The following is a 22051-nucleotide window of genomic DNA, read 5'->3' as shown; positions in this document are numbered from 1 at the left end:
TGCGCCCGGCGGCCGGTGGAGGACAGGGCTTGCATGCCTCCACCGGGTGGAGCCTAGTCCTGGAAGTACTCGATCTTCGCGCCGATGGTGTTCAGTCGCTCGGCCAGGTCCTCATAGCCGCGCTCGATCACGTAGATGTTGCGAAGTTCGGAGGTTCCCCTGGCTGCCAGCATCGCCAAGAGCAAGCAGGCGGCAGGGCGCAGGGCCGGCGGGCAGCCGATTTCCGCGGCACGCCACTTGGTGGGCCCGTTGACGTAGATCCGGTGCGGATCGAGCAACTGAACCTGGGCGCCCAGCTTGTTGAGCTCCGTCAAATAAATGGCACGGTTCTCATAGACCCAGTCGTGGATCATGGTCTGGCCCTCGGCATTGCCCGCAATCACGGCGAAGAACGGCAGGTTGTCGATGTTCAGGCCCGGGAATGGCATGGGGTGGATCTTGTCCTGCGGTGCGCGGAGCTCGGAGGGCTTGGTTGTGACGTCCACCAAGCGTGTCCGGCCGTTGCGGGCCATGTACTCACCGGAGATTTCGAGGTTCTGGCCCATCTGCTCCAAAGTGGCGAGCTCGATTTCCATGAACTCGATGGGAACCCGGCGGATGGTGACCTCGGAGTTGGTGACGATGCCTGCGGTAATCAGGCTCATGGCCTCGATGGGGTCCTCGGACGGGAAGTACTCAATATCGACGTCAATGGCGGAGCGTCCGGTGATCTTCAGCGTCGTGGTTCCGACGCCGTCAATCGCCACTCCAAGCCCCTGCAGGTAGAAGCAGAGGTCCTGGACCATGTAGTTGGGGCTGGCGTTGCGGATCACGGTGGTACCTTCGCGGTGCGCGGCGGCCATGATGGCGTTCTCGGTAACGGTGTCACCGCGCTCGGTCAGGACGAAGGAACGGTCATGGGCGTCAGCCGGAGGCGCAGAAACAGAGTAGAAGCCGGACTTCGCTTCAACCTCAAGTCCGAACTGGCGAAGCGCCTGCATGTGGGGCTCCACGGTCCGCGTGCCGAGGTCGCAGCCACCGGCGTAGGGCAGCAGGTATTCGCTGGTCTCGTCCAGCAGCGGACCGAGCAGCATGATGACGCTGCGGGTGCGTCGGGCGGCATCGACGTCCATTGATCCAAGATCCAGGACCTCGGGGCGGCGGATACGGAGATCGCTGCCGTTGAGCCATGTACATTCCATGCCGATGGACGTCAGTACCTCGACGATCCTGTTGACTTCCTCGATGCGTGCCAAGCGGCGCAGCGTGGTGGTGCCACGGTTGATCAGGCTCGCGCACAACAGTGCGACGCCTGCATTCTTACTGCTGTTGACGTCCACTTCGCCCGAAAGGGTTCGGCCACCCTCGACGCGGAGGTGGGTCATCTGCGGCTTGCCTACTTTGACGATGGAACGCCCGAAAATGGCCTCGAGCCGTTCGATCATCCGGAGGCTCAGATTCTGTTTACCTTGCTCCATCCGGGCGATTGCGCTCTGGCTGGTTCCCAGCTCGGTAGCCAGCTGCCCCTGCGTCCACCCTTTTTCGCCACGGGCGTTGCGGAGCAGAAGGCCTACGTGTTCAGCGGTAGGTTGAGTCATATCCAAGAAATATCACAGGTGAGCTAGAACTCTCGAACAAAACGCCGTTTGAGCGGCTAACGTCACACCATACCCGTGCCGTGAGATATAGGGCTCGACGGCGGCCACTCATCGCAGGCGAACGCTTTCCCTCAGTCGCCATCGGGCAGTAGTACCCATTGCGGTCCGCGGAGCAATACCAAACCATGGAGGGAAAGCTCAGGGGGAAACATGCCTTTCTACGGCGCCGACGTCGACCAACTCAAAGCACTTTCGAAGGCTTTGGCCAACGGTGCGTCACTGCTGACCAGCCGGGCCCGGGAGCTCGACTCGTTGATCGCCCAAGGCATGACCGGCCAAGGCGGCGGTTGGCAGGGCCAGGATGCCAAGCGTTTTGCCGCAGATTGGCAGGGCCGCCTGAGGCCGTTGCTGCAGACAACCACGCGGGGCCTGGAAGAGGCGTCACAGTCCGTGCTCACCAACGCCGACCAGCAGTCCTCCGCATCCACGGAAGGTGCGGGCAGCGAGGCCACCACCAAGACCACCGCGGCCAATCCGAACCCTGGCCAGCCCACACCGCAGGAAATCCTGGACGAATACCAGGTCAGCGACGCGGAGACCACCAAGTGGCCCGGAGACTGGGATCCCCTGCGCTTCGTCGTTGACCAACGGGAGGTCACCGAGAAGGAAGCGGAACTCCTCAACGGCTTGGGTCCTTTCGAGATGAACGCCTTCAAAGACATTCATGATGACGCTTTCAGCACTGCCGATGACCGCTTCCCCAGCGCCGATCGCAACGATGACCAGAACGACGCCTTCCGCCACGCGTACTGGAACGCGCTCATGGTCAAGGAGTTCGGCGCGGACTGGGCGGAGGACTACGCCACGGCGCACGAGCAGCTCCCCGGCAATCCTGCGCCCCGCGAAGCCATGGATCTGTACAACAATGAGGTGGGCCGCAATGTGGCCATAGCCAACCCGGATGCCAGCGCTGAGGAGCTTGCGGATTTGATCGAGGAAGCCGTGAACAACGGCGACACCGTGGTGGTGGGACAGGACCTGCTGCCCCACCCGTCCAATGAGGTCCCCATGGACCAGACCGGCGACGCCAACAATGCCGAGCCCGCCCCGGGCGAGGATCCGGAGTTTAACGACGAGTCGAGGACCACCTCATGAGGTTCCCCCACCAAACACAGGCACGACGACGGCCGAGGGCTTCCGCCGGCCGCGCCACCCTGGCCGGCCTGCTCACCGTTATTCTGGCCTGCGCCCTGGCCGCCTGTTCACTGGCCGCCTGTTCACTAGGAGGATCCGTCATGCCCGAATCGAACGAGAAGCTTAACAGCCAGGTGCTTGAGTCCGCGAGGAACGGCACGGCCTTGAAACTGGCTGACGCCACGGACTTCGAGTGGGACCAGGCGGGTTTCGTGACGGAGGGAACGCCGGCCAAGGACATCGAAGCAGCCTTCGGCGAGCCGCTGACCAAGGAGAACCGCTACACGGCCTCGCCCACGTTGTTCGTCTTCCTGAAGGACGGGAAGGTGGCCAAGGCAATCCGCATCGTCCCGGATGCCTTTTTCGGCGCTGACGCACAGAAGAAGTACGGCCGGGACGTGGTCCTCACCCCACCGGAGGGGAAAAAGGGCTTCCTCAACTGGCGCGAGTAACGCCTGAAGGCCGCAGAAACGCTGCGATTCCTAGACGCGCCAGTACCCCAGGGCATCGATCCGGTGTTTGTCCACGCCCAGCGTCTTCCGCAGGTGTTTCACGATTGCCCGGGTGCTGGAGGCTTCGCAGGCAATCCAGAAGAAGTCGCTATCCACGGAAACAGTCTCCGCAGTGAGCGCACCACAGACCTCCTCCACCAAAGCGGCACCGTCGCGTTTGCGCGGAATCCAGGTGACGACGTCGGAATCCGACGTCCGCACTTCAAGCGAGGGGTCGGCGTCGTGCTGGTATTCAAGCCAGGCACTCACCGGAGCCCCGCCCGCCGCAGAAAGCTGCCGCTCGTCCAGCAACGAATTGATGGCCGGGATGGAGGCGGGGTCGCCCACCACCCAGATCCGGCGCGGAGACGGTTGCGGGAAGGTGAAGGAACTCCCCTGGACGGTGGCATCGATGGTGTCGCCGGCACTGGCGGAACGGGCCCAATCCGCCGCAACACCGTTATGCATCGCGAAGTCCATGCTGAACGTGCCTGCCGCCGGGGAGGCATTGACCAAGGTGTAAGCGCGCTGGTGTGCCTTGCCGGAATCGTCGAACCACAGCCGGATCCACATGGTGGGATGCAGGCCGCTGCGCTCCAGGAGGCCGCCGTCGCGGACGTGGACGCGGAGGAAATCCGGGGTGATCTCTTCCTTCCCTGTGACTTCCAAGGTGAAGTCCTTGGCGCCCATGACTTTGAGGACGACGCCTTCCCAATTGCGCTTCAAGCAACACTCCTTCACGAACGGCCACGATTTGTGAACGGGGCCAAAGCCATTTATCTTGAGCTTAAGTAAGCCTAACCTAAGCTCGAAAGCGGCCAGAGATTATGACGCCTGCCCCGACGCACAATTCCGCCCCGGCAGGCGGCCCCGGAATCTACCGAGACTCGTGGGGAATCCCGCACTTGTGGGCCGATTCCGCCGACGACCTTGCTTTCCTCCAGGGCATGAATGCGGCCACTGACCGCTCCTGGCAGATCGAACTGGAACGGTGGCGCTCCGAGGGACGCACCGCCGAGGTGCTGGGCCCGGATGCGGTGGTCTGGGACAGGTTCGCCCGCCAAGCCCGGCTTGACGACACCGCGCGGCGCTGCTTTGAAAACCTCGATGCCGCCACCCAGCGTTGGTGCGGACAGTATGTGGCCGGCGTCAACCAGGCCCTGGTGGACGGGCTCCGCGGCGGCCCCGAGTTCGACGAGTCCGCCAGTACCCCGGAGCCATGGAATCCGTGGACGCCGATGGGTGTCTTCCTGGTGCATCACATCCTCTTCTCAACGTTCCCCAACAAGCTCTTCAGGGCCCACGTCGCGCGAACACTTGGCGATGAAGCCGTGAGCCTGTTCAGCATCGAAGCCCCGGTCTGGTCCGGCAGCAACGCATGGGCCGCGCACGGCTCGACCACGGCCAGCGGCCTCCCCCTGATCGCAGGCGACCCCCACCGCCTCATGGAACTCCCCGGCGTGTACCAGCAAGTTCGGCTGGCCTGCCCGGAGTTCGACGCGATCGGCTTCGCATTCCCCGGCGTTCCCGGCCTCCCGCACTTCGCGCAGACCGGCCATACTGCTTGGGCAATCACCAATGCCATGGCCGACTACCAGGACCTCTTCGAGGAAGAACTGCGCCGGGTCACCGATGCGGGCGGCGAGCGCGTTGAGGCGCGTGGAGCGGAAGGCTGGGAAACCGCCGTCGTCAGCACCGAAACCATGAGCGTCCGCGATGGTGAGGCGGTGACCGTCGAGGTCATCGGGACGGGGCGCGGTTCGGTGATCTCTGAAGCGTCCGACGGCGACGCCCTGAGCCTGCGTTTCCCGGCCCGGGTTGAAGGGCGGCTGGGTTTCGAGGCCCTCCTGCCGCTTCTGCGGAGCCGGAGCGTCTCCGAAGTCGAGGTCGCCTTCGATGCCTGGGTGGAGCCGGTCAACAGCGTGGTGGCCGCGGACGATTCCGGGGCCGTACGGCATTTCGTTGCCGGGCTCGTTCCGCAACGGAATCCCGCAAACCGTCGCCTCCCGGCTCCGGCGTTCTCCGCACGCAATGAGTGGGACGGCCAGTATGTGATCCTGCCCCGCACCGAGGTCCAGCAGTTTGCGGTGAGCGCGAACGACCGCGCGGCGGGAGGCGGCGACGCCGTAGCCATGGAGTTCGCGCCGGCGCACCGGGCCTTGCGGATCCGCGATTTGCTGGAGGCCGCCCCGTCCGGGACCTTGACCGTGGATGACATGCAGGCTATCCACACGGACACCTTGCTGGGTCCGTGGCCATTCTTCCGGTCACTGCTTGAGGGGATCGATGCCGACGATTTGTCCCGTGAGGCCAAGGTGTTGCGTTCGCTGCTGTTCGAGTGGGATGGCCGCATGGATGCCGGGAGCCACCGCGCTGCCGTTTTCGCAGCGTGGCGGGGCGCGTTGGTACAGCGCCTCGCGCGGCACTCCGCCCTTGCTCCGCTGAACGAGCCCACCGGCTACTCCCCTTTGTTCGGGCCGTGGTTGTCCGTGGTATCCCGCGTTGGTTTTGCCCTGGAGACCCTCCTGCTCCGCGGCTCCGAGCTTGGCATCAACGTTGGCGTGGAAGCTGCGGCCGGGCTTGAAGACGTTGCGTTGGAGGAAGCCATGCTCAATGGCTCTACCTGGGGCGACCGGCACAAGCTCCTGCCCGTTCACGTCCTCCCCGGCGCCCTCGCGTCACCGGCACCAACGGCCGACCTGAGCGGAGACACCGGGTGCGTCCTCTGCACCGAAAGCCTCCCCGGAGTAGACGACCGAAGTTTCCGTGGGCCCGTGGCCCGTTACGTTTGGGACCTGTCCGATCGGCGAAACAGCCGATGGATTGTCCCCTTCGGCGCCTCGGGTACGCCGGACCACCAGCATTTTGCCGACCAACTCCCCCTGTGGACCGCCGGGCAACTCGCCCCTGTGGTCACTGACTGGTCGGCCCTGGCCACAGACATTCCCTAACCAACCCCGTTCACCGCATCAGCCCCCGAAGGAAATCATGACCACCACCACCGAGGACTACTCCGTCCGTACCACCGTCTACTCAGAAGACCTCGAAGGATGGGGTGAGCTGCGCCTGGTTCCGCTGGTTCCCGGCGAGGACATCGACCTCATCTTCGAGTGGGTTACCCAGCCCCGCGCCAAGTTCTGGGGAATGACCGAAAACTCCCGTGAGGAAGTCCTGGGGATCTACGAGTTCCTTGACTCGTTGGAGACCCACCACGCGTTCCTTGCCGTCCTTGACGGAGAGCCGTTGGCACTCTTCCAAACGTACGAGCCCCTGCACGATCCCGTCGGCGAGGCCTATCCCGCCCGGGAGGCCGACATCGGCATGCACTTGCTGCTCGCTCCGGCCACGCGGCCCATTCCGCACTTCACGCCAAAGCTCGGCACTGCCCTCATCCAGTACATGTTCACCTTGCCGGGCAAGGACCGGATCGTGGTGGAGCCGGACTCCCGCAACGCCAAAGCCCTGCGCCGTCTGGAAGCCACCTGCTTTGAGCTGGGACCTATCATCCAGCTTGCGGAGAAGGAGGCCCAGTTGGGGTTCCTGACACGGGCAGGCTTTGACGAGATCCAGGAACAGAAGGCTCCCTAGTCCCCCATCACACAAGGCGAAGTGCCGCCGGCGCCCCCAACAGGCCGGGGCCACGCTTGTGCCCAGCTCGTTAGCGCGTGAAAGCGCTAGCGCCAGACAAAACTCCAGGTTCCAGCGCCTACAGCCGTGAGCACTGCACCCGCTGCGATGATCACACCGCCAAGGACCACCCAGGCATCCAGCATCGAATACGTGGATTCGCGCGCCCACGTTCGCTGACCTCCGCCGAAGCCGCGCGCTTCCATGGTTACTGCCAGCCGCGAAGCCCTCCTTACGGCCTGGACCAAGAGCCCGAAGCTCTGGCCCAGCGTGGCCTTCAGCCGCTGGAGGGGGCTGCCCTGCGAACCCACGCCGCGGGCACGGCGGGCCATGCCGATGGTCTGCCACTCCTCCGCCATCAGGCCCACCAGCCGCATTGCTGCCAGGGAGCCCAGGACAAAGCGGTGCGGCAGCTTTGCTTTCTGCGCCAGCGCATCGGCCAGGTCAGTCGGATCCGTGCAGGTCATCAGCAGGATCGCCGGGAGGGCAATCGCCAAACCGCGCAGCATGAAACCCAGCCCCAGCTCCAGCGAACCTTCGCTGATGGACCAGAGTCCGACGTCGAGCAGTACAGCGCCGCTGTCCGCCGCCACAATCGCCGTGCTCCAGCCGCCGATCGCCGCCGCGATGATCAGGGGCCAAGCGCGCTGCCACAAGAGCCGCAGGGTAAGCCCGGCCAGCGGGAACAATGCCAGTTCCGCAACCAGCGCCGTGGACGCCGACACCCAGTCGATGGACAGGGCCAGTACCAGGGAAATCAGGAAAACCGATACGAACTTCGCCAAGGGGTTTGCACGCGTCAGCAGGGCATGATTTCCGCGGATGTTCAGTGCGTCCCTCATGCCGCACCCGCTTCCTGATGTGCAACATTGCCCTGTGCCACCGGTCCGAGCTGCAGCTCGGTTCCCCCGAGTACTGCGCTGAATTCCTGGTCGTGGGTCACCGAGACCACTGCCGTTCCGGCGTCCAACAACTCCGAAAGGAATGACGCCAGCTCAGCCCAGGTGTTGGCATCCTGGCCGAATGTGGGCTCATCCAGCACCAGGACCTTCGGATGCGCCGCCAGAACCGTGGCCACCGAAAGCCGCCGCTTTTCCCCACCGGACAACGTGTAGGGATTGGCGTCCACAAGGTGCGTCAGCCTCAGCCGCTCCAGCAGTTCATCCACGCGTTCCTCGCCATGGCCCAGATGCTTGGGGCCAAACATGAGCTCGTCCAGGACCTTGCCCGTGACAAACTGGTGCTCCGGTTCCTGGAACACCGTCCCGATGCGGGAAATCAACTGGTCAGCTTTCCACATGAACGGGTCAATACCCGCCCCCTCGGAAAGCTCGACGGCGGCACTCACCGCACCGTCCACCGGCGCCAAAAGGCCGGCCAACGTGAGAGCGAAAGTGGATTTGCCGGCACCGTTCGGTCCCGTGATGGTCAGGGCCTGGCCAGCCCTGACCTGTGCGCTGATGCCCGTTTGCACGGGAACAGGCGGGATGGTCTTGAAGCCTTTGCGCCGCGGTTTTTCCCGGGATACTGCGAGGTCCTGGGCTGCCAGGAGAAGCGTGGAAGTCTGGGGCCGGTTCTGCCGCGTCCGGGTTGCCGGAACGTATCCCGGCACCCACACGCCAGCCGCCATCAGCATGGTGCGTGCCTCGGACAGGACCTGCTCCGGAGGGCCGTCCAAGAGGACTCCGCCCGCGGCCTGCCCGGCGCCCGCAGCCGCGCTCGACCCCGCCACCCACCCTGGCTGCAGGACCACGATCCTGTCCACCAGGTCTTTCCACACAGAAACGCGGTGTTCCACCACAACCAGGGTGGCACCGGTCTTATCGAGGCAGCGCTTCACCGCATCACGGACCTCCAGCACACCCGCCGGATCCAAGTTGGCCGTCGGCTCGTCCAACAGGATCAGCCCGGGTCGCATCGCCAAAATGCCCGCAAGCGCAAGCCGTTGCTTCTGCCCTCCGGAGAGTGCCGCCGTTGGGTGATCCAGGGCCAAACCGCCGCCGGCAGCGGTGCGCAGCCCGACGTCGTCGAGCGCTTCATGGACGCGGGACCAGATCTCGTCCCGCGGCACGGCCAGGTTCTCGGCGCCGAAGGCGACGTCGTCACCCACGCGGGAGAGGACCACCTGGGTTTCGGGGTCTTGCTGCATCAGGCCGGCGCGGCCACGCTGTTCGCGGGGAGCAACGCCGTCGATCAGCAGGGAGCCGGTCTCGTCCGAGTCGTCTTCCTCATCACCCAGCACGCCGGCCAAGGCATGCAGGAGGGTCGACTTACCGGCGCCCGAAGGACCCAGCAGCAACACCCGTTCGCCGGGTTCGATCCGAAGGTCCAGACCCTCAATGGCAGGCTGGGCCCGGCCGGCATGCCGCCACCCCCAGCCCTCGGCTGAGATGGCGGCAGGCCTGACCGTGCCGCTTTGAGTCGCGGACATCAGCTGAAGACTGGCTCCGAAGCGGCCTTGCGCGACGCGAAGGAGCTCAGGACGCCGGTCTTCGCCAGGCCGCGGGTGGCGACCCAGGACAGTGCGCCTGCGATGATCGCGCCGGAAATGGTGGTGAAGGTGATGTAGGCAAGCTTGTCGATTGCCTCGTACGCGATGTTCCAGCCCCACGGAAGGAAGGAGTCGTTCAGGCCGCAGAAGAGGCCTGCGCCCGCGCCGGCGAGGAGGGCCGTGGGCAGGTTGAACTTCTTGTAGCGGAAAGCGGCGAAGATGAGCTCGGCGCCGAGTCCCTGCAGGACTCCGGAGATCAGCACTGTGGTGCCGTACTGCGAGCCCATGATGAGCTCACCGGTGGCAGCGACGGCTTCGCAGAACAACGCTGCGCCCGGCTTGCGGATAATGAGCATGCCCAGGACCGCGGGGATCATCCAGCCACCGGCGATCAGGCCTGTGAGGGGAGGGTACGTCGCGTTCAGGGGAATGGATACCAACGCAGCGCCCTGGGACCAGGCCCAGAAGATCACGCCGCCGGCGATGGCGATCAGAGCCGCCACAACGATGTCTACAACACGCCAGTTATAACTGGTCTTCTTCACGTTTACCGTGGTCATTTTCTGCCTCCTGAGGTACAGGAGGGGAAAGTGCTACCCGGATTCTCCAGCCGGCCTGCGCCGCCCGGATCCGGACACTCTGAGAAGCTCGACTCCCTTGCGCCGGTACTAACCGGATCAGGTTCGAGGGTCTGCGGCTGTCCGCACTCTCAGCGCCCTCGCGTCTCCTGCATCTCTGCAGGGTCCGACGGCGGCGCTCCCCTGTCGTTATCAAATCTGCCCTGATGGGCGGGTTCAGTTTACACCTGCGTCCATGGCGGGCGCTGGCCTGTTGCCCGCCTATGGTCACAATCGGATCAGCGCGCCCCGGGCCGGACGCGTTCCAGGCGTGCGTTGCGAGGCCCGCCCTACACCCCTCCCGCCGGTTTTGGCCTGCACACCAGGCCCCACAACGAGACCTGAGAGAATGATCCAGCAGACTCGACCGCGGCAAAGGGGCATATCTCATGACGGACCTACCCAAGCAGGATCACGCTGCAAGCGACACCACGGCGCCGGAACCTCGCCTTGCCGCCAGCGTCATCCTGCTCCGCAACGCCCCCGGCGGTCTCGAAGCCTTCGTCCAGCACAGGGTCAGCACCATGGACTTCGCTGCCGGAATGGTGGTGTTCCCGGGAGGCCGGGTGGATGCTGCGGACACGTCCGGCTGGGACTACCCCGCGGAGCTGCTTCAACACCACGCGGCCCAGTGGCGCCAAAGCTCCATCGGCGCTAATCCTGCGCAGGCGACCACGAGCGCGGGTACGGTCCTCACAGCCGCACTCCGGGAAGTCCAGGAGGAGGCGGGCCTGAGCATCCACTCCGCCGACCTCCGTCCATGGGCCAACTGGATCACCCCGACGGACATGCCCAAGCGCTTCGACACCTACTTCTACATCGCCAAGCCTGCGCCAGGGGCTGAGCCCCAGCACCAAACCACTGAGGCCTGGCAGTCTCTGTGGATGCCAGTGGACGGAATTCTGGCGGCAGAGGCGGCCGGAACACTGAAACTGATGCCGCCCACCTATTACCTGCTGAAGGAAATCGCAGGGTTCGGCTCAGTGGAAGCGGTGTGGTCCGCGGAGCACACCGTCGTTCCGGTGCTCGCCCCGGTGGGTTCCATGGCCGCGTTCCTCAAGGAACGGGAAAACCGCCGGTAACAGCGTCCGCCCGGCCTTTACGGCTAGGCTGGGGACATGAACCTCTTCTTCAAGCTGCTGGGTACCGGAGTGAGCCTCGGAGCAGGCTTCGTCGGAACCAAACTCGTCAATAAAGGGTGGGAAAAGGCCACTGGCAACAAGCCACCCACAGGCAACGATGACTTGGAGACGAGCCTGCGCTCGGCCCTGACATTCGCCTTGATCTCTGCGTTCGTGAGCACCCTCATCCAGGTACTCGCCAGCCGCGGGACGCAGCGTGCCATCGCCCGCTTCGCCAAATCCAAGGACATCGTCTAGGCACCACCCGGACAACATGCAAGCGGGGGGGGGGGGCCCCCGGGGCGGCCGCCGGGGGGGTGTGATAGTGGGTTTTTTGTCCCCGCCGACGACCGGGGGGGGCGGGGGTGGGGCCCGCCCGCCCGCGCCCCCCCCCCCCACCCCCAAAACCCCCCCCCCCTCCCCCCCCCCCCCCCCACCAACCCCCCCGGGGCCCCCCCCCCCCCCCCCCCCCCCGCGCTTTTTGCCTATCAGTCGTTCAGATGAGCAGCCGTTCAGCGGTCGTTGCCAGGCTCTTGCCCGGCGGCCGCCCGTTGAACCACTGCCTCGAGTTCATCTTTGGTGAGCATCTCGCGGTGACCGTGCTTGGTGCGGTAGGCGGAGCGACCCACCATGTGGGCAGAAACGGGCGCCGTCAGAAGCTGGAAGATCCATGCCACCAGCAGGACCGGCCACACCCACCAGGTGCGCATCTGCAGGCCGATGGCGGCAAGCATGAGGAACAAACCCAGTACCTGCGGCTTGGTGGCAGCGTGCATGCGGCTCATAAGGTCCGGAAAACGGAGCAAGCCGATAGCAGCACCCAGGGACATCAGGGCGCCCACCACCAGGAACACGGCGGTCACACCATCGATCACGACATCGACGCCGGTGGGATCAGGACTCATTGTTCTGTTCCCTCCGCTCCGCCACAAACCGGGCAACTGTCACCGATCCGATAAAACCAATCACGGCCAGGGCTACCAGCAGCATCAGGTTGTTGAGGTGCCTGTTCATCGCCATGTCGATCGCGAGTGCAGCACCCAGGATTGCGAGCAGGACGTCTGACGCCAGCACTCGGTCCAGCAAGGACGGGCCGATGGCTATGCGGACGATCGCACCTGCGGCAGCCAGGCTGAGGATTACAGCCGTGACCACGAGAATGGTTTCCTTCATCGCGTTGCCCCTTCCATTCCCGGACGTATTTCGGCCTTCAATGCTTCGACTTCTTCGCGCGTGCCCATGATCCTGATGAGCCGCGCTTCGATGGTTTGGACTTCGTCGCGAATTTTGTCGATGTCCGCTTCTTCATAGATGTTGAGCGCGTGCAGGTAGAGCGTGGATGTCGACCGGTCCACCTCCACCACAAGGGAGCCCGGTATCAGCGAGATGACGTGCCCGGTGGCCGTCACCATCAGGTCCGAATGGCTCCGCAACGGGACAGCGACGACGGCGCTGCGCACCTTGGGACCTTTTGCCACAGCCAGGAACAGGACCAGGAAGCTCGCTGCCACCACTTTGGCGAGGAACATCAGCGCGAAGGGAATGGCGCGCAGTATGTTGAACCGGCCGCTCAACTCCACGGGCGGGAGGTAGAACAGCTTGGCTACCAACACGGCGATCAGGGCACCGAACAGGAGGTTGCCAGGGCTGAAGTCCCGCCACAGCGCACCCCAGACGATGACCAACCAAATGAGCAGCGGCAGCTCGGTGCGGAACGAAATCGGTTTGCGGCTCATTTGGAACCACCCGTCTGCACTTCATCCGGTTGCGCAAGGGGCGGCACCTCAACGGAATCGCCCAGGACGGAGTGGATATAGGCCGAGCGGTCCAGCATGATTCCCGCGGAACCGTCCGCCACCCGGAAAAGCGGGCCGGCGAAGACCGTCAGGGCGACGCCGAACACCACAAGGCCTGCCGTCGAGCCGACCATGGTCCGCGGCAGAACCCCTACGTTGCCCGGGGTCTGAAGCACGGGATCCGGGTACTCAGCGTCCTCGGGCTTGCGCCAGAAGGCCCTGTTCCAGACACGGGCGATGGCCAGCAGCGTCAGAAGGCTGGTGACCACGCCACCCACCACCAGGGTGATGGCCAGGGGTGTTCCCAGCTCCACGCCGGCCTGCAGGAGGCCCAGCTTTCCCAGGAAGCCCGAGAACGGTGGAATGCCCGCGAGGTTCATCGCCGGAACAAAGAACAGCAGGGCAAGCAGCGGTGAGAGTTTGGCCAGTCCACCCAGGCGGTCAATGGAGGAGCTTCCGCCCCTGCGTTCTATGAGACCTGTGACCAGGAACAGGCTGGTCTGCACGGTGATGTGGTGGGCAACGTAGAAGACTGCAGCGCCCAACCCGGCAACCGAACTCATCGCCAGGCCAAACACCATGTATCCGATGTGGCTCACGAGGGTGAAGGACAGGAGACGTTTGATGTCGCTCTGGGCCAAGGCACCCAATATGCCCACCACCATGGTCAGTAATGCCACCACCATGAGCGGAACATTCAGGGTGTCCCCCGGGAACAAGAGTGTCTCCGTGCGGACCATGGCGTAGACACCTACTTTGGTCAGCAACCCGGCGAACACGGCAGTGACAGGAGCCGGCGCGGTGGGATAGGAGTCAGGGAGCCAGAAGGACAACGGGAACACAGCGGCCTTGATGCCGAAGGCCACCAGCAGCATCACGTGCAGGAGGTTTTGGGTGCCTTGGTCCAGTTCGGCCAGTTTGATGGCAAGGTCGGCCATGGTGATGGTCCCGGTGGCCCCGTAGATCATGGCGATGGCAATGAGGAACAGCACGGACGACACCACGGAAACCACAACGTAGGTGACCCCGGCGCGGATGCGTGGTCCTGTCCCACCCAAGGTCATCAGGACGTAGCTTGCCGTCAGCAGGATCTCGAAGCCTACGTAAAGGTTGAAGAGGTCGCCTGTAAGGAAGGCATTGGACACGCCGGCCACCAGGATCAGGTAGGTCGGGTGGAAGATCGAGACAGGTGCTTCCTGGTCGCCGTCGGCCATGCCCTGGCCGGTCGCATAGATCAACACCGCAAGGCTTACCACGGTGGAGACAACCAGCATGAGCGAGGAGAACTGGTCCACCACCAAGACCACACCCCACGGCGGCAGCCAGCCGCCAAGCGTGACTGACGTTGTGCCGCCATCCCACACTGACATCAGGAGCAGGCATTCGAGCAGAAGTGTTGCACTCAGGATCCCGATGCTCACCACGCGCTGCGCGGTGTGGTGCCGGATCAGCAGGAACGCCAGCGCGGCACCCAGAATCGGTAGGAGGACAGCTAGCGGCGACAGGTTTGCGAGATTCACGCGCTGCCTCCTTCCTGGCTTGGTGCCTTGCTGGGGGTCTCGGTGGCTTCGGGGTGAGTGTGGTCCGAGGTATTGGCAGGGGTGACGGCGAACTCCGAGGTTTCCAACGGCACAATGGCGTCGTCCTCGGCGTCGAAGCTCGGCGTCTCGGCAACGCGGCGGTCCTCAAGGTCGTCCTGGATCTCGTCTTGCCTTGCCAGGACCCAGGTCCGGTAGATGATGCCCAGCATGAAGGCCGTGACTGCGAAGGAAATGACGATCGAGGTAAGGATCAGCGCTTGGGGCAGAGGATCGCTATAGGCGTCCGGGCTGGTTTCCTTGGTGAACAAGGGCGCCAACCCGGCGTATCCGCCGGTGGTCAGGATCAGGATGTTGGTGGCGTTGGCCAACAGCATCAAACCCAACAGCACCCGGGTCAGGCTACGCTCCAGGATCAAGTAGATGCCGCAGGCGTAGAGGACGCCCATGACGATCAGCAGGGTCAGGTTGATGCTCATGCGGTACCTTTCCCGGACGCAGCGGATTCAGCGGCTTCTTCGGCAAGATCGGCGTGCCCGGCGGCATCTTCCTCTGCGAGGGGCGCCCCTTGGCCTTCAAAATGCTCATCGATTTCGGCACCGAGGCTGCGGAGGACGTCGAGCGCCAGGCCCACCACCACGATGTATACGCCGATGTCGAAGATGGTGGAGGTGACAAATTTGACGTCCCCGAAGACCGGCAGCCAGAACTCGATGATCGCGCTCTGGAACACCTGTCCGCCGAGGAAGAGCGGCACCAGGCCCGAGGCGGCCGCCGTCGCAAGTCCCGTCCCCAAGAGGGTTCCGGCACTGACTGTCGCTGCTTCGCTCAACTCGAACCGACCGCCCGCGAGGTAGCGGATTGTCAGGGCGAGGCCCGCGGTCAGGCCGCCTGCGAAGCCACCGCCTGGGAGGTTATGGCCAGCGAGGAGCAGGTAGATGGAGAAGACGATCATCGAGTGGAAGATCAGCCTTGTCACCACTTCGAAGATGATGGAGCGTCGTTCGGGCGCCAGCGTGCGACCTGCCACCAGCCACGCGTCGCGGCTGACGTCAGTGAACTTTTTGGCCACGGCCAGCGTGGCACCGTCCCGGGAGTCACGGTCGACGCCGGTGCGGCGCCCCACGCTGCCTTCCGGCACTGCCTCTGAGGTCTTGATGCGGTCGCCACGGCTGCGGACGAAAATCAAGCTGGCGACACCGGTGGCGGCGATCGCGAGGACTGAAATCTCCCCGAAGGTATCCCAGGCGCGGATGTCCACGAGGGTCACGTTGACCACGTTCAGGCCACCGCCGCCTTCGTAGGCCAGACGCGGGAAGTCCAGTGAGATCGGCGTGGCTACGCGGGCACCCATGGCGTAAATCGCCACGAAAATCATGGTGATGCCGAAGGCCGCGCCGATGATCACCCGGATGACCCGGAGCCTGCCGCCTGTCCTGTCCCTCAGCTCAGCGGGGAGGCTGCGCATGGCGAGGACGAACGCCACCAGCACGATGGTTTCCACCAGCATCTGGGTCAGCGCAAGGTCCGGAGCGCCCTGCAAAGCGAACATGAGGGCAATGCCGTAGCCGGTCACGGACACCATGAGCACAGCGAGGAAACGCTTGTTGGCTCGTACGGCGGCCAAGGCGCCCACCACAATTCCCGCCCCGGCAACCATCTGCAAAGGGGAGTTCGGGTCGATGAAGTAGATGCCTTCCGGCAGTGGCTTGTTGGCCGCGATCAATGCCGCCAGCGGCACCGCGAAGGCAACGGTCAGGATCACCGTGAGGTAGAAGTACAGCGAACCACGCTGCGTACGGCCCGTGACCCAGACCGCGATGTCGTCCAAGGCGCCGATGGTGTGTTGGTAGGCGCGGTCCCCATCCACCCAATCGGGTACCAGGCTCTGCGCCCGCGAAACCAGGTTCCGCCCGTAGAACATCGCAGCACCGGCCGCGAACGTCACCGCAGTCAGGCCCAACGCCGGGGTGATGCCGTGCCACAAAGCCAGGTGTCCGGCGTCGACGGCGTCCGGACGATCGGCGAACAACGCCGCGTAAGGCTGGATCCAGGTGTCCACCGGCGCGGGCCACACACCGTAAGCGATGGTGAGGACGCTCAAAACGGCCGGCGCGGCAAGGAAAGCGGGCTTAATGGGTTTGAACGGCGTGGGCTCCACGCCGGGTTTGGTGGCGAACGCGCCCCACATGAAGCGGGCGCTATAGGCGAAGGTCAGGATGGATCCGATCACCAGGCCTACCAGGATCCAGATGCCCCAGGCAGGTGCGTCATGGCCAGTGCCGTAGTGGACGAACGCTTCGAAGACTGATTCCTTGGCGACAAAGCCAGCCAAGGGAGGCACCCCGGCCATGGACGCTGCGGCGATCGCTGCAACTACTCCAAGGGCGCGAGATGAGCGGAAGACGCCGGAGAGCTTGCGGATATCGCGCGTTCCGGACTGGTGGTCAATGATGCCCACTACGAGGAACAGCGCGGCCTTGAACAAGCCGTGGGCAAGCAGCAGCCCCAGCCCGGCAAGGGCGGCATCCGGTCGGCCGAGGCCCACCACCATGGTGAGGAAACCGAGCTGGCTGACCGTTCCATAGGCAAGGATGAGCTTGATGTCAGTCTGTCGAAGAGCGCGGTAACCGCCCACGAGCATGGTGGCCAACCCGAGTCCCAGGACCACCGGCAACCAGAAGTCCGACTCGGAAAAGCCCGGCGCAAGGCGCGCGACGATGTAGATGCCGGCCTTCACCATGGCCGCAGCATGCAGGTAGGCGCTCACCGGCGTGGGAGCGGCCATCGCTCCGGGCAGCCAGAAATGGAACGGGACAAGCGCCGATTTGGTCACCGCACCTGCCAGGACAAGCACGACGGCGGCAGTCACCGCTCCCTGCATGGGTCCTGCCATGAGTGTCCCGGCTTGGTCCAGGATGGCCGAAATGCGGTAGGTCCCGGCTGCCTGGCCAAGGATGATGAGGCCAACAAGCATCGCGAGGCCACCGGCGGTGGTGACCATCAGCGCCTGCAGCGCCGAGCGGCGTGCGGCCAAACGGGTGCGGGCATAGCCGATCAGCAGGTAGGACAGGATAGTGGTGAGTTCCCAGAAGATGAACAGCATCATGAGGTCATCGGAAGTCACCAGGCCGAACATGGCTCCGGCAAAGGCGAGGAGTTGGGCACCGAAGCCGCCAAGGTCCGCGTCTGTGTTCTTGAAGTACCGGGCACAATAGACCAGCACCAGTGAGCCCACTCCGAGGATCAGGAGGGACATGACCCACGCCAACGGATCCATGCGGAAGGCCAGCTCCAGCTTCAGGCTGGGGATCCACGGCAGGACTTCTTCTATGCCGCCACCGGAATATACGGGTCCGTACTGGAAGAGGAGCCAAATGAATGCGCCCGCCGGGACTGCTGCCAGTGCGTAGAACGCGTTCCTGCCCAGTTTGCTGAAGATCAAGGGCGCCACAGTTGCCGCAACAAAGGTGATGGCGAGAACTGTGATCACTGTTATCTCCGCAAAGTCAGGAACGAATTGTCAAAAGTTGGAGCAGGCGGTCATACGTTGGGTTCGGTTTAGCTAGTTTATCAAGGGGGACGGACAGTTTTTGGCCAAAAGAAGCGGGCTGGAGGTTACGTTTCAATCCCTCTTCTACACAACGCGCTCCGTCATCTGCACGCCGTTCTCCCCGCCGCTATAGCATTCAAGCTATGAACGCGGCCGCAGTTCCCGAAGCCTCCCACCCGACGTCCGAGCTCGCCTCAGGACCTGTTGCCTCCAAGAAGGGCCAGATCCTTGCGTGGGCCTCCTGGGACTGGGGCTCGGCTGCGTTCAATGCGGTCATGACCACCTTCGTGTTCACGGTCTACCTCACCTCCAACGCATTTGGCGGAGAAGATGCCGCCTCGGCCGCACTCGGCGCCGCCCTGGCCATCGCAGGCCTGGCCATTGCGCTGCTTGCTCCGGTCACCGGGCAGCGTTCGGACGCCGGAGGCCGGCGCAAATTGTGGCTCGGGGTCAATACAGCCGCTACGGCCGTGCTCACGGCGCTCTGCTTCTTTGTCTTTCCCCAGCCCGAGTTCCTGTTGCTGGGTGTTTGCCTCATAGCGCTCGGCAATGTCTTCTTTGAGTTCGCCGGCGTCAACTACAACGCCATGCTGGCGCAGATCTCCACACCGAAGAACATCGGCAAGGTCAGCGGCTTTGGCTGGGCCATGGGATACCTGGGCGGAATAGTTGCCCTTCTGCTGGTTCTGCAACTGTTCGTCCAGCCTTCCTTCGACTGGTTTGGCGCCTCGACACAGGATTCCCTCAACATCAGGCTCGTGGCAGTCTTCTCTGCACTGTGGTTCTTCATTTTTGCCCTGCCAGTAATGTTCGCTGTCCCTGAGGTTCCGGCGAAGAAGGCCACCGCTTCCTTGGGGTTCCTGGCCTCCTACAAGTTACTGATCCGGCGTATCGGCGCCATCTACCGGACCAGCCCACACACCATCTACTTCCTGCTCTCCAGCGCCATCTTCCGTGACGGCCTCGCGGCTGTTTTCACTTTCGGCGGTGTCATCGCCGCAGGTACGTTCGGATTCGAGCTCAAGGAAGTCATCTTCTTCGCCATCTTCGGCAACGTGGTCGCTGCTGTCGGCGCAATCATCGGCGGATTCCTGGACGACAGGATCGGACCCAAGTCCGTCATCGTCCTCTCGCTGGTGGGCCTCCTCATCGCAGGCACCTTCATTCTGGTGCTGGGCAACGGTGACTATGTCTTCCTCGGTAATGAGTGGCCCGCGAGCAACACGTTCTGGATCTTCGGCCTGCTGCTCTGCTTGTTCGTAGGCCCTGCGCAATCGTCCTCGCGGGCCTACCTCGCCAGGCTCGCACCGGAAGGCGAGGCTGGCGAACTCTTCGGCTTGTACGCCACAACCGGTCGGGCCGTCAGTTTCCTTGCTCCCACCCTCTTCACCCTGTGCATCGCCATCGCCTCTCCCCTGGTTGCCGAGGGCGAAGCCCAGCGGTGGGGCATCCTCGGAATCATGGTGGTTCTCCTTGCAGGCCTCTTGGTGATCCTGCCCGTCAAGCCGCCGGCGAAAGTGGAAATAGCTGTGGTCCCCGAGCGTTAACTACTAAGGACCGGTTGAAGTGCGAGGGTCGTACCGGACCGGTTCAGGACAGTTTAGGGTGGAGCTATGAACGTGGATGAGACCGAACTCCCGGGCCTTGGGGTCCGCAAGGACTTCGTCACGGCCTCGGGCCGTCGCATCGGTGTAGTGGAGCTGCGGGAAGGCGAAACAGAGCTTTTCGTCTCAACGTGGGACGACCCCGATACCTGTCAGGCGTCCATTCCCTTGACTGCCGACGAAGCCTCGACGCTGGGCAACCTGCTGGGCGGGCAGCACATTGCCATGCGCCTGGCAGAAGAGCATCGCGAGATACCAGGCATTGTCACCCGCCAGTTCTCCATCACTCCTGATTCGCCCTTCGTCAACCAGCCCATGGGCAAGGCGCAGATCCGCACGCGAAGTGGCGTCTCCATCGTGGCCATCATGCGCGAAGGCGAGGTAGTCCCCTCGCCCGCACCCGACGTCGTACTTCACACCGGTGACTTGCTCGTAGCGGTCGGCACCCAGGAAGGTCTTGACTCGGCAGCCGACATCCTTCGCAACGGCTGAGCGGGATGGACCCGCTCGCTCTAGCCCTCGTTGAACTGGGGGCCGTCGTCTTCTGCCTCGGCCTCCTGGCTCGATTGGCGGGTCGAATTGGCATGTCCCCCATCCCTCTTTACCTGGTGGGTGGCTTGGCGTTCGGTGCCGGCGGCTTCGTCAAGTTGGACGGGATGCACGAGTTCGCCCATCTCTCCGGCGAAATCGGCGTCATTCTTCTGCTGCTTATGCTCGGATTGGAATATACGGCGTCGGAGCTGGTCACTGGCCTGCGGCGATCATGGCAGGCAGGTGTCATGGATTTCGTCCTCAACTTCCTCCCGGGCGCAGGGTTGGCAGTCCTTCTCGGTTGGGGACTTGTGGGGGCCATCGTCATGGGTGGCGTTACTTATATCTCGTCGTCAGGCATCGCAGCGAAAGTCATTACCGACCTCGGGCGTATCGGTAACCGCGAAACGCCTGTGGTGCTGTCCATCCTTGTTTTCGAAGATCTGGCCATGGCCATTTACCTGCCGATCCTCACGGCCATCCTGGCGGGCGTTGGCTTCCTTGGCGGTTTGCAGACGGTAGGAATTGCCCTTGCGGTGGTCACCGTGGTGCTGGTCATCGCCCTCAAGCACGGCCACCGGGTTTCGCAGGCTGTTCATAGCGAGAACTCCGAGGTCTTCCTGCTGAACGTGCTCGGGCTCGCCCTGCTGGTGGCCGGTATCGCTTCTGCCCTTCAGGTTTCCGCTGCCGTCGGTGCCTTCATGCTGGGCATCGCCATCTCCGGCGCGACGGCCCACAACGCGACGCGGATCCTTGAGCCATTGCGGGATCTCTTCGCCGCGATCTTCTTTGTGGCCTTCGGTCTCAACACCGACCCCACGTCCATCCCGCCCGTCCTGGGCTGGGCCCTTGTGCTGGCCGTCCTCACATCAGCTACCAAGATGATCACGGGGTTCTGGGCTGCAAAGCGGGCAGGCATCGCCGTGCCCGGACGCTTCCGCGCAGGAGCTGCACTTATTGCCCGCGGTGAATTTTCCATCGTCATCGCCGGCCTTGCTGTTGCTTCGGGCGCTGTTCCGGACGAGCTCGCCGCGCTTGCCACGGCCTACGTCCTCATCATGGCCATCCTTGGTCCCCTGGCCGCCCGGTTTGTGGAACCCGTGGTCAAGGCCCTCCGGAAGACCCCCGGCGCCCCACCGCGGACATCTGAGCGGGCCCCAGCCTAACCCTCGCCGAGGGGCGACATCCCAACCCAAAAGGGCCCACCGAAAAGGGTGAGACCTACCCCCTCGGCGAACAGAAGAAGCGCTAGATGGACGTCCGGTGGAAATTCTGGTGGCTACGGCTGGCCGTCGGACCGCGCTGGCCTTGGTAACGGTTGCCGTATTCACCGGAACCATAGGGGTGCTCGGCCGAGGACGTCAGCCGGAAGAAGCACAATTGGCCGATCTTCATGCCAGGCCACAGCTTGATGGGCAGGGTAGCTACGTTCGAGAGCTCCAACGTCACGTGGCCGGAGAACCCGGGGTCGATGAAACCCGCCGTGGAGTGGGTCAGCAAACCGAGACGTCCCAAGGACGATTTTCCTTCAAGACGCGCGGCAATATCGTCGGCAAGGCTGACAGTCTCGTACGTGGAGCCCAGGACGAACTCGCCCGGGTGCAGGATGAAGGGCTCGTCGCCTTCCACTTCCACCAACCGGGTCAGCTCAGGCTGTTCCTCGGCGGGGTCGATGTGGGCGTATTTGTGGTTGTCGAACAGCCGGAAGAACCGGTCGATCCGGACGTCCACGGAGGACGGCTGCACCATCGCGGGGTCGTACGGCTCAAGAACAATCCGTTGGGAGTCTATTTCGGCACGTATGTCGCGGTCAGAGATCAGCACAGCATCAAAAATACCCCATGCGTCCAACACCCCATGCATTGTCCGGGCCGCCCCGTGGGACTATAGTTCCCGGACATGTAGAACCGC

Annotated in this window: 21 protein-coding genes and 1 riboswitch; of the genes, 9 read left to right on the top strand and 12 right to left on the bottom strand. The window is 63.9% G+C overall.

What is annotated here, in order from left to right; translation table 11 throughout:
• Positions 1-53: 53 nt before the first annotated feature.
• Positions 54-1577 (bottom strand): UDP-N-acetylglucosamine 1-carboxyvinyltransferase, encoded by a 1524-nt coding sequence (locus LN996_RS01935; RefSeq protein WP_231338510.1) that lies wholly within the window; start codon positions 1575-1577, stop codon positions 54-56.
• Positions 1578-1787: 210 nt separating this feature from the next.
• Here LN996_RS01935 and LN996_RS01930 point away from each other — a divergent pair, with 210 nt between their 5' ends.
• Together LN996_RS01930 and LN996_RS01925 are read left to right on the top strand one after the other, a co-directional pair.
• Positions 1788-2732 carry a WXG100 family type VII secretion target gene (locus LN996_RS01930; RefSeq protein WP_231338509.1) on the top strand — a complete coding sequence of 315 codons (945 nt, stop codon included), beginning with the start codon at positions 1788-1790 and terminating at the stop codon, positions 2730-2732.
• Positions 2733-2872: 140 nt separating this feature from the next.
• On the top strand, positions 2873-3223 hold the full coding sequence (locus LN996_RS01925; protein ID WP_231338508.1) for a hypothetical protein: 351 nt from the start codon (positions 2873-2875) through the stop codon (positions 3221-3223).
• A 30-nt stretch (positions 3224-3253) separates the two neighbouring features.
• Here the strand turns inward: LN996_RS01925 and LN996_RS01920 are convergent, their stop codons facing one another.
• Entirely contained in the window at positions 3254-3988 is a 735-nt protein-coding gene (locus LN996_RS01920) for a siderophore-interacting protein (RefSeq protein WP_231338507.1), read from the bottom strand.
• 101 nt (positions 3989-4089) lie between these two features.
• On the opposite strand from LN996_RS01920, the gene LN996_RS01915 reads away from it, so the two are divergent.
• The gene (locus tag LN996_RS01915) at positions 4090-6213 is read left to right on the top strand and encodes a penicillin acylase family protein (RefSeq protein WP_253464728.1); all 2124 of its coding nucleotides are present in this window, start codon (positions 4090-4092) and stop codon (positions 6211-6213) included.
• 37 nt (positions 6214-6250) lie between these two features.
• Positions 6251-6850, top strand: a complete 600-nt coding sequence (locus tag LN996_RS01910) for a GNAT family N-acetyltransferase (RefSeq protein WP_231338505.1) — start codon at positions 6251-6253, stop codon at positions 6848-6850.
• An 86-nt stretch (positions 6851-6936) separates the two neighbouring features.
• Here the strand turns inward: LN996_RS01910 and LN996_RS01905 are convergent, their stop codons facing one another.
• From LN996_RS01905 to LN996_RS01895, 3 genes are read right to left on the bottom strand one after another with little or no spacing between them, the layout of a single operon-like run.
• Complete coding sequence (locus tag LN996_RS01905) at positions 6937-7731, bottom strand: energy-coupling factor transporter transmembrane protein EcfT (RefSeq protein WP_231338504.1); 795 nt, start codon at positions 7729-7731, stop codon at positions 6937-6939.
• Complete coding sequence (locus LN996_RS01900; RefSeq protein WP_231338503.1) at positions 7728-9320, bottom strand: ABC transporter ATP-binding protein; 1593 nt, start codon at positions 9318-9320, stop codon at positions 7728-7730. Before LN996_RS01900 ends, LN996_RS01905 begins: the two co-directional genes overlap by 4 nt.
• The gene (locus LN996_RS01895; protein ID WP_231338502.1) at positions 9320-9940 is read right to left on the bottom strand and encodes an ECF transporter S component; all 621 of its coding nucleotides are present in this window, start codon (positions 9938-9940) and stop codon (positions 9320-9322) included. The genes LN996_RS01900 and LN996_RS01895 overlap by 1 nt, the downstream gene beginning before the upstream one ends.
• 76 nt (positions 9941-10016) lie before the next feature.
• A riboswitch (TPP riboswitch) is annotated at positions 10017-10153 on the bottom strand.
• 233 nt (positions 10154-10386) lie between these two features.
• On the opposite strand from LN996_RS01895, the gene LN996_RS01890 reads away from it, so the two are divergent.
• Positions 10387-11079, top strand: coding sequence for an NUDIX hydrolase (locus LN996_RS01890; RefSeq protein ID WP_231338501.1), 693 nt, complete (start codon positions 10387-10389; stop codon positions 11077-11079).
• Positions 11080-11115: 36 nt separating this feature from the next.
• On the top strand, positions 11116-11376 hold the full coding sequence (locus tag LN996_RS01885) for a DUF4235 domain-containing protein (protein ID WP_231338500.1): 261 nt from the start codon (positions 11116-11118) through the stop codon (positions 11374-11376).
• A 254-nt stretch (positions 11377-11630) separates the two neighbouring features.
• On the opposite strand, the gene mnhG is transcribed toward LN996_RS01885, so the two are convergent.
• The 6 genes from mnhG to LN996_RS01855 are packed head-to-tail and all read right to left on the bottom strand — an operon-like array spanning position 11631 to position 17945.
• Positions 11631-12023 carry a monovalent cation/H(+) antiporter subunit G gene (gene mnhG / locus LN996_RS01880; protein WP_231338499.1) on the bottom strand — a complete coding sequence of 131 codons (393 nt, stop codon included), beginning with the start codon at positions 12021-12023 and terminating at the stop codon, positions 11631-11633.
• Positions 12013-12291, bottom strand: coding sequence for a monovalent cation/H+ antiporter complex subunit F (locus tag LN996_RS01875; protein WP_159708190.1), 279 nt, complete (start codon positions 12289-12291; stop codon positions 12013-12015). The genes mnhG and LN996_RS01875 overlap by 11 nt, the downstream gene beginning before the upstream one ends.
• Entirely contained in the window at positions 12288-12854 is a 567-nt protein-coding gene (locus tag LN996_RS01870; RefSeq protein ID WP_231338498.1) for a Na+/H+ antiporter subunit E, read from the bottom strand. The genes LN996_RS01875 and LN996_RS01870 overlap by 4 nt, the downstream gene beginning before the upstream one ends.
• Positions 12851-14434, bottom strand: coding sequence for a Na+/H+ antiporter subunit D (locus LN996_RS01865; RefSeq protein ID WP_231338497.1), 1584 nt, complete (start codon positions 14432-14434; stop codon positions 12851-12853). Before LN996_RS01865 ends, LN996_RS01870 begins: the two co-directional genes overlap by 4 nt.
• Positions 14431-14931 carry a Na(+)/H(+) antiporter subunit C gene (locus tag LN996_RS01860; RefSeq protein WP_231338496.1) on the bottom strand — a complete coding sequence of 167 codons (501 nt, stop codon included), beginning with the start codon at positions 14929-14931 and terminating at the stop codon, positions 14431-14433. Before LN996_RS01860 ends, LN996_RS01865 begins: the two co-directional genes overlap by 4 nt.
• Entirely contained in the window at positions 14928-17945 is a 3018-nt protein-coding gene (locus tag LN996_RS01855) for a Na+/H+ antiporter subunit A (RefSeq protein ID WP_231338495.1), read from the bottom strand. The genes LN996_RS01860 and LN996_RS01855 overlap by 4 nt, the downstream gene beginning before the upstream one ends.
• 203 nt (positions 17946-18148) lie before the next feature.
• On the opposite strand from LN996_RS01855, the gene LN996_RS01850 reads away from it, so the two are divergent.
• From LN996_RS01850 to LN996_RS01840, 3 genes are all read left to right on the top strand, one after another.
• Positions 18149-19552: an MFS transporter gene (locus LN996_RS01850; protein ID WP_231338494.1), complete on the top strand. Its 1404-nt coding sequence runs from the start codon at positions 18149-18151 to the stop codon at positions 19550-19552.
• 66 nt (positions 19553-19618) lie between these two features.
• Positions 19619-20101 (top strand): cation:proton antiporter regulatory subunit, encoded by a 483-nt coding sequence (locus LN996_RS01845; protein WP_089596429.1) that lies wholly within the window; start codon positions 19619-19621, stop codon positions 20099-20101.
• A 5-nt stretch (positions 20102-20106) separates the two neighbouring features.
• The gene (locus tag LN996_RS01840; RefSeq protein ID WP_231338493.1) at positions 20107-21306 is read left to right on the top strand and encodes a cation:proton antiporter; all 1200 of its coding nucleotides are present in this window, start codon (positions 20107-20109) and stop codon (positions 21304-21306) included.
• Between the two features lie 82 nt (positions 21307-21388).
• Here LN996_RS01840 and dcd read toward each other — a convergent pair whose 3' ends face one another.
• The gene (gene dcd / locus LN996_RS01835; RefSeq protein ID WP_011776299.1) at positions 21389-21964 is read right to left on the bottom strand and encodes a dCTP deaminase; all 576 of its coding nucleotides are present in this window, start codon (positions 21962-21964) and stop codon (positions 21389-21391) included.
• Positions 21965-22051 lie beyond the last annotated feature (87 nt).

Origin of the sequence: Arthrobacter sp. AK01 (assembly GCF_021109375.1) — a bacterium.
Taxonomy (GTDB): Bacteria; Actinomycetota; Actinomycetes; order Actinomycetales; family Micrococcaceae; genus Arthrobacter.
The sequence above is the reverse complement of the archived record's forward strand: the minus strand, read 5'-3'. Positions and strand labels throughout refer to the sequence as shown.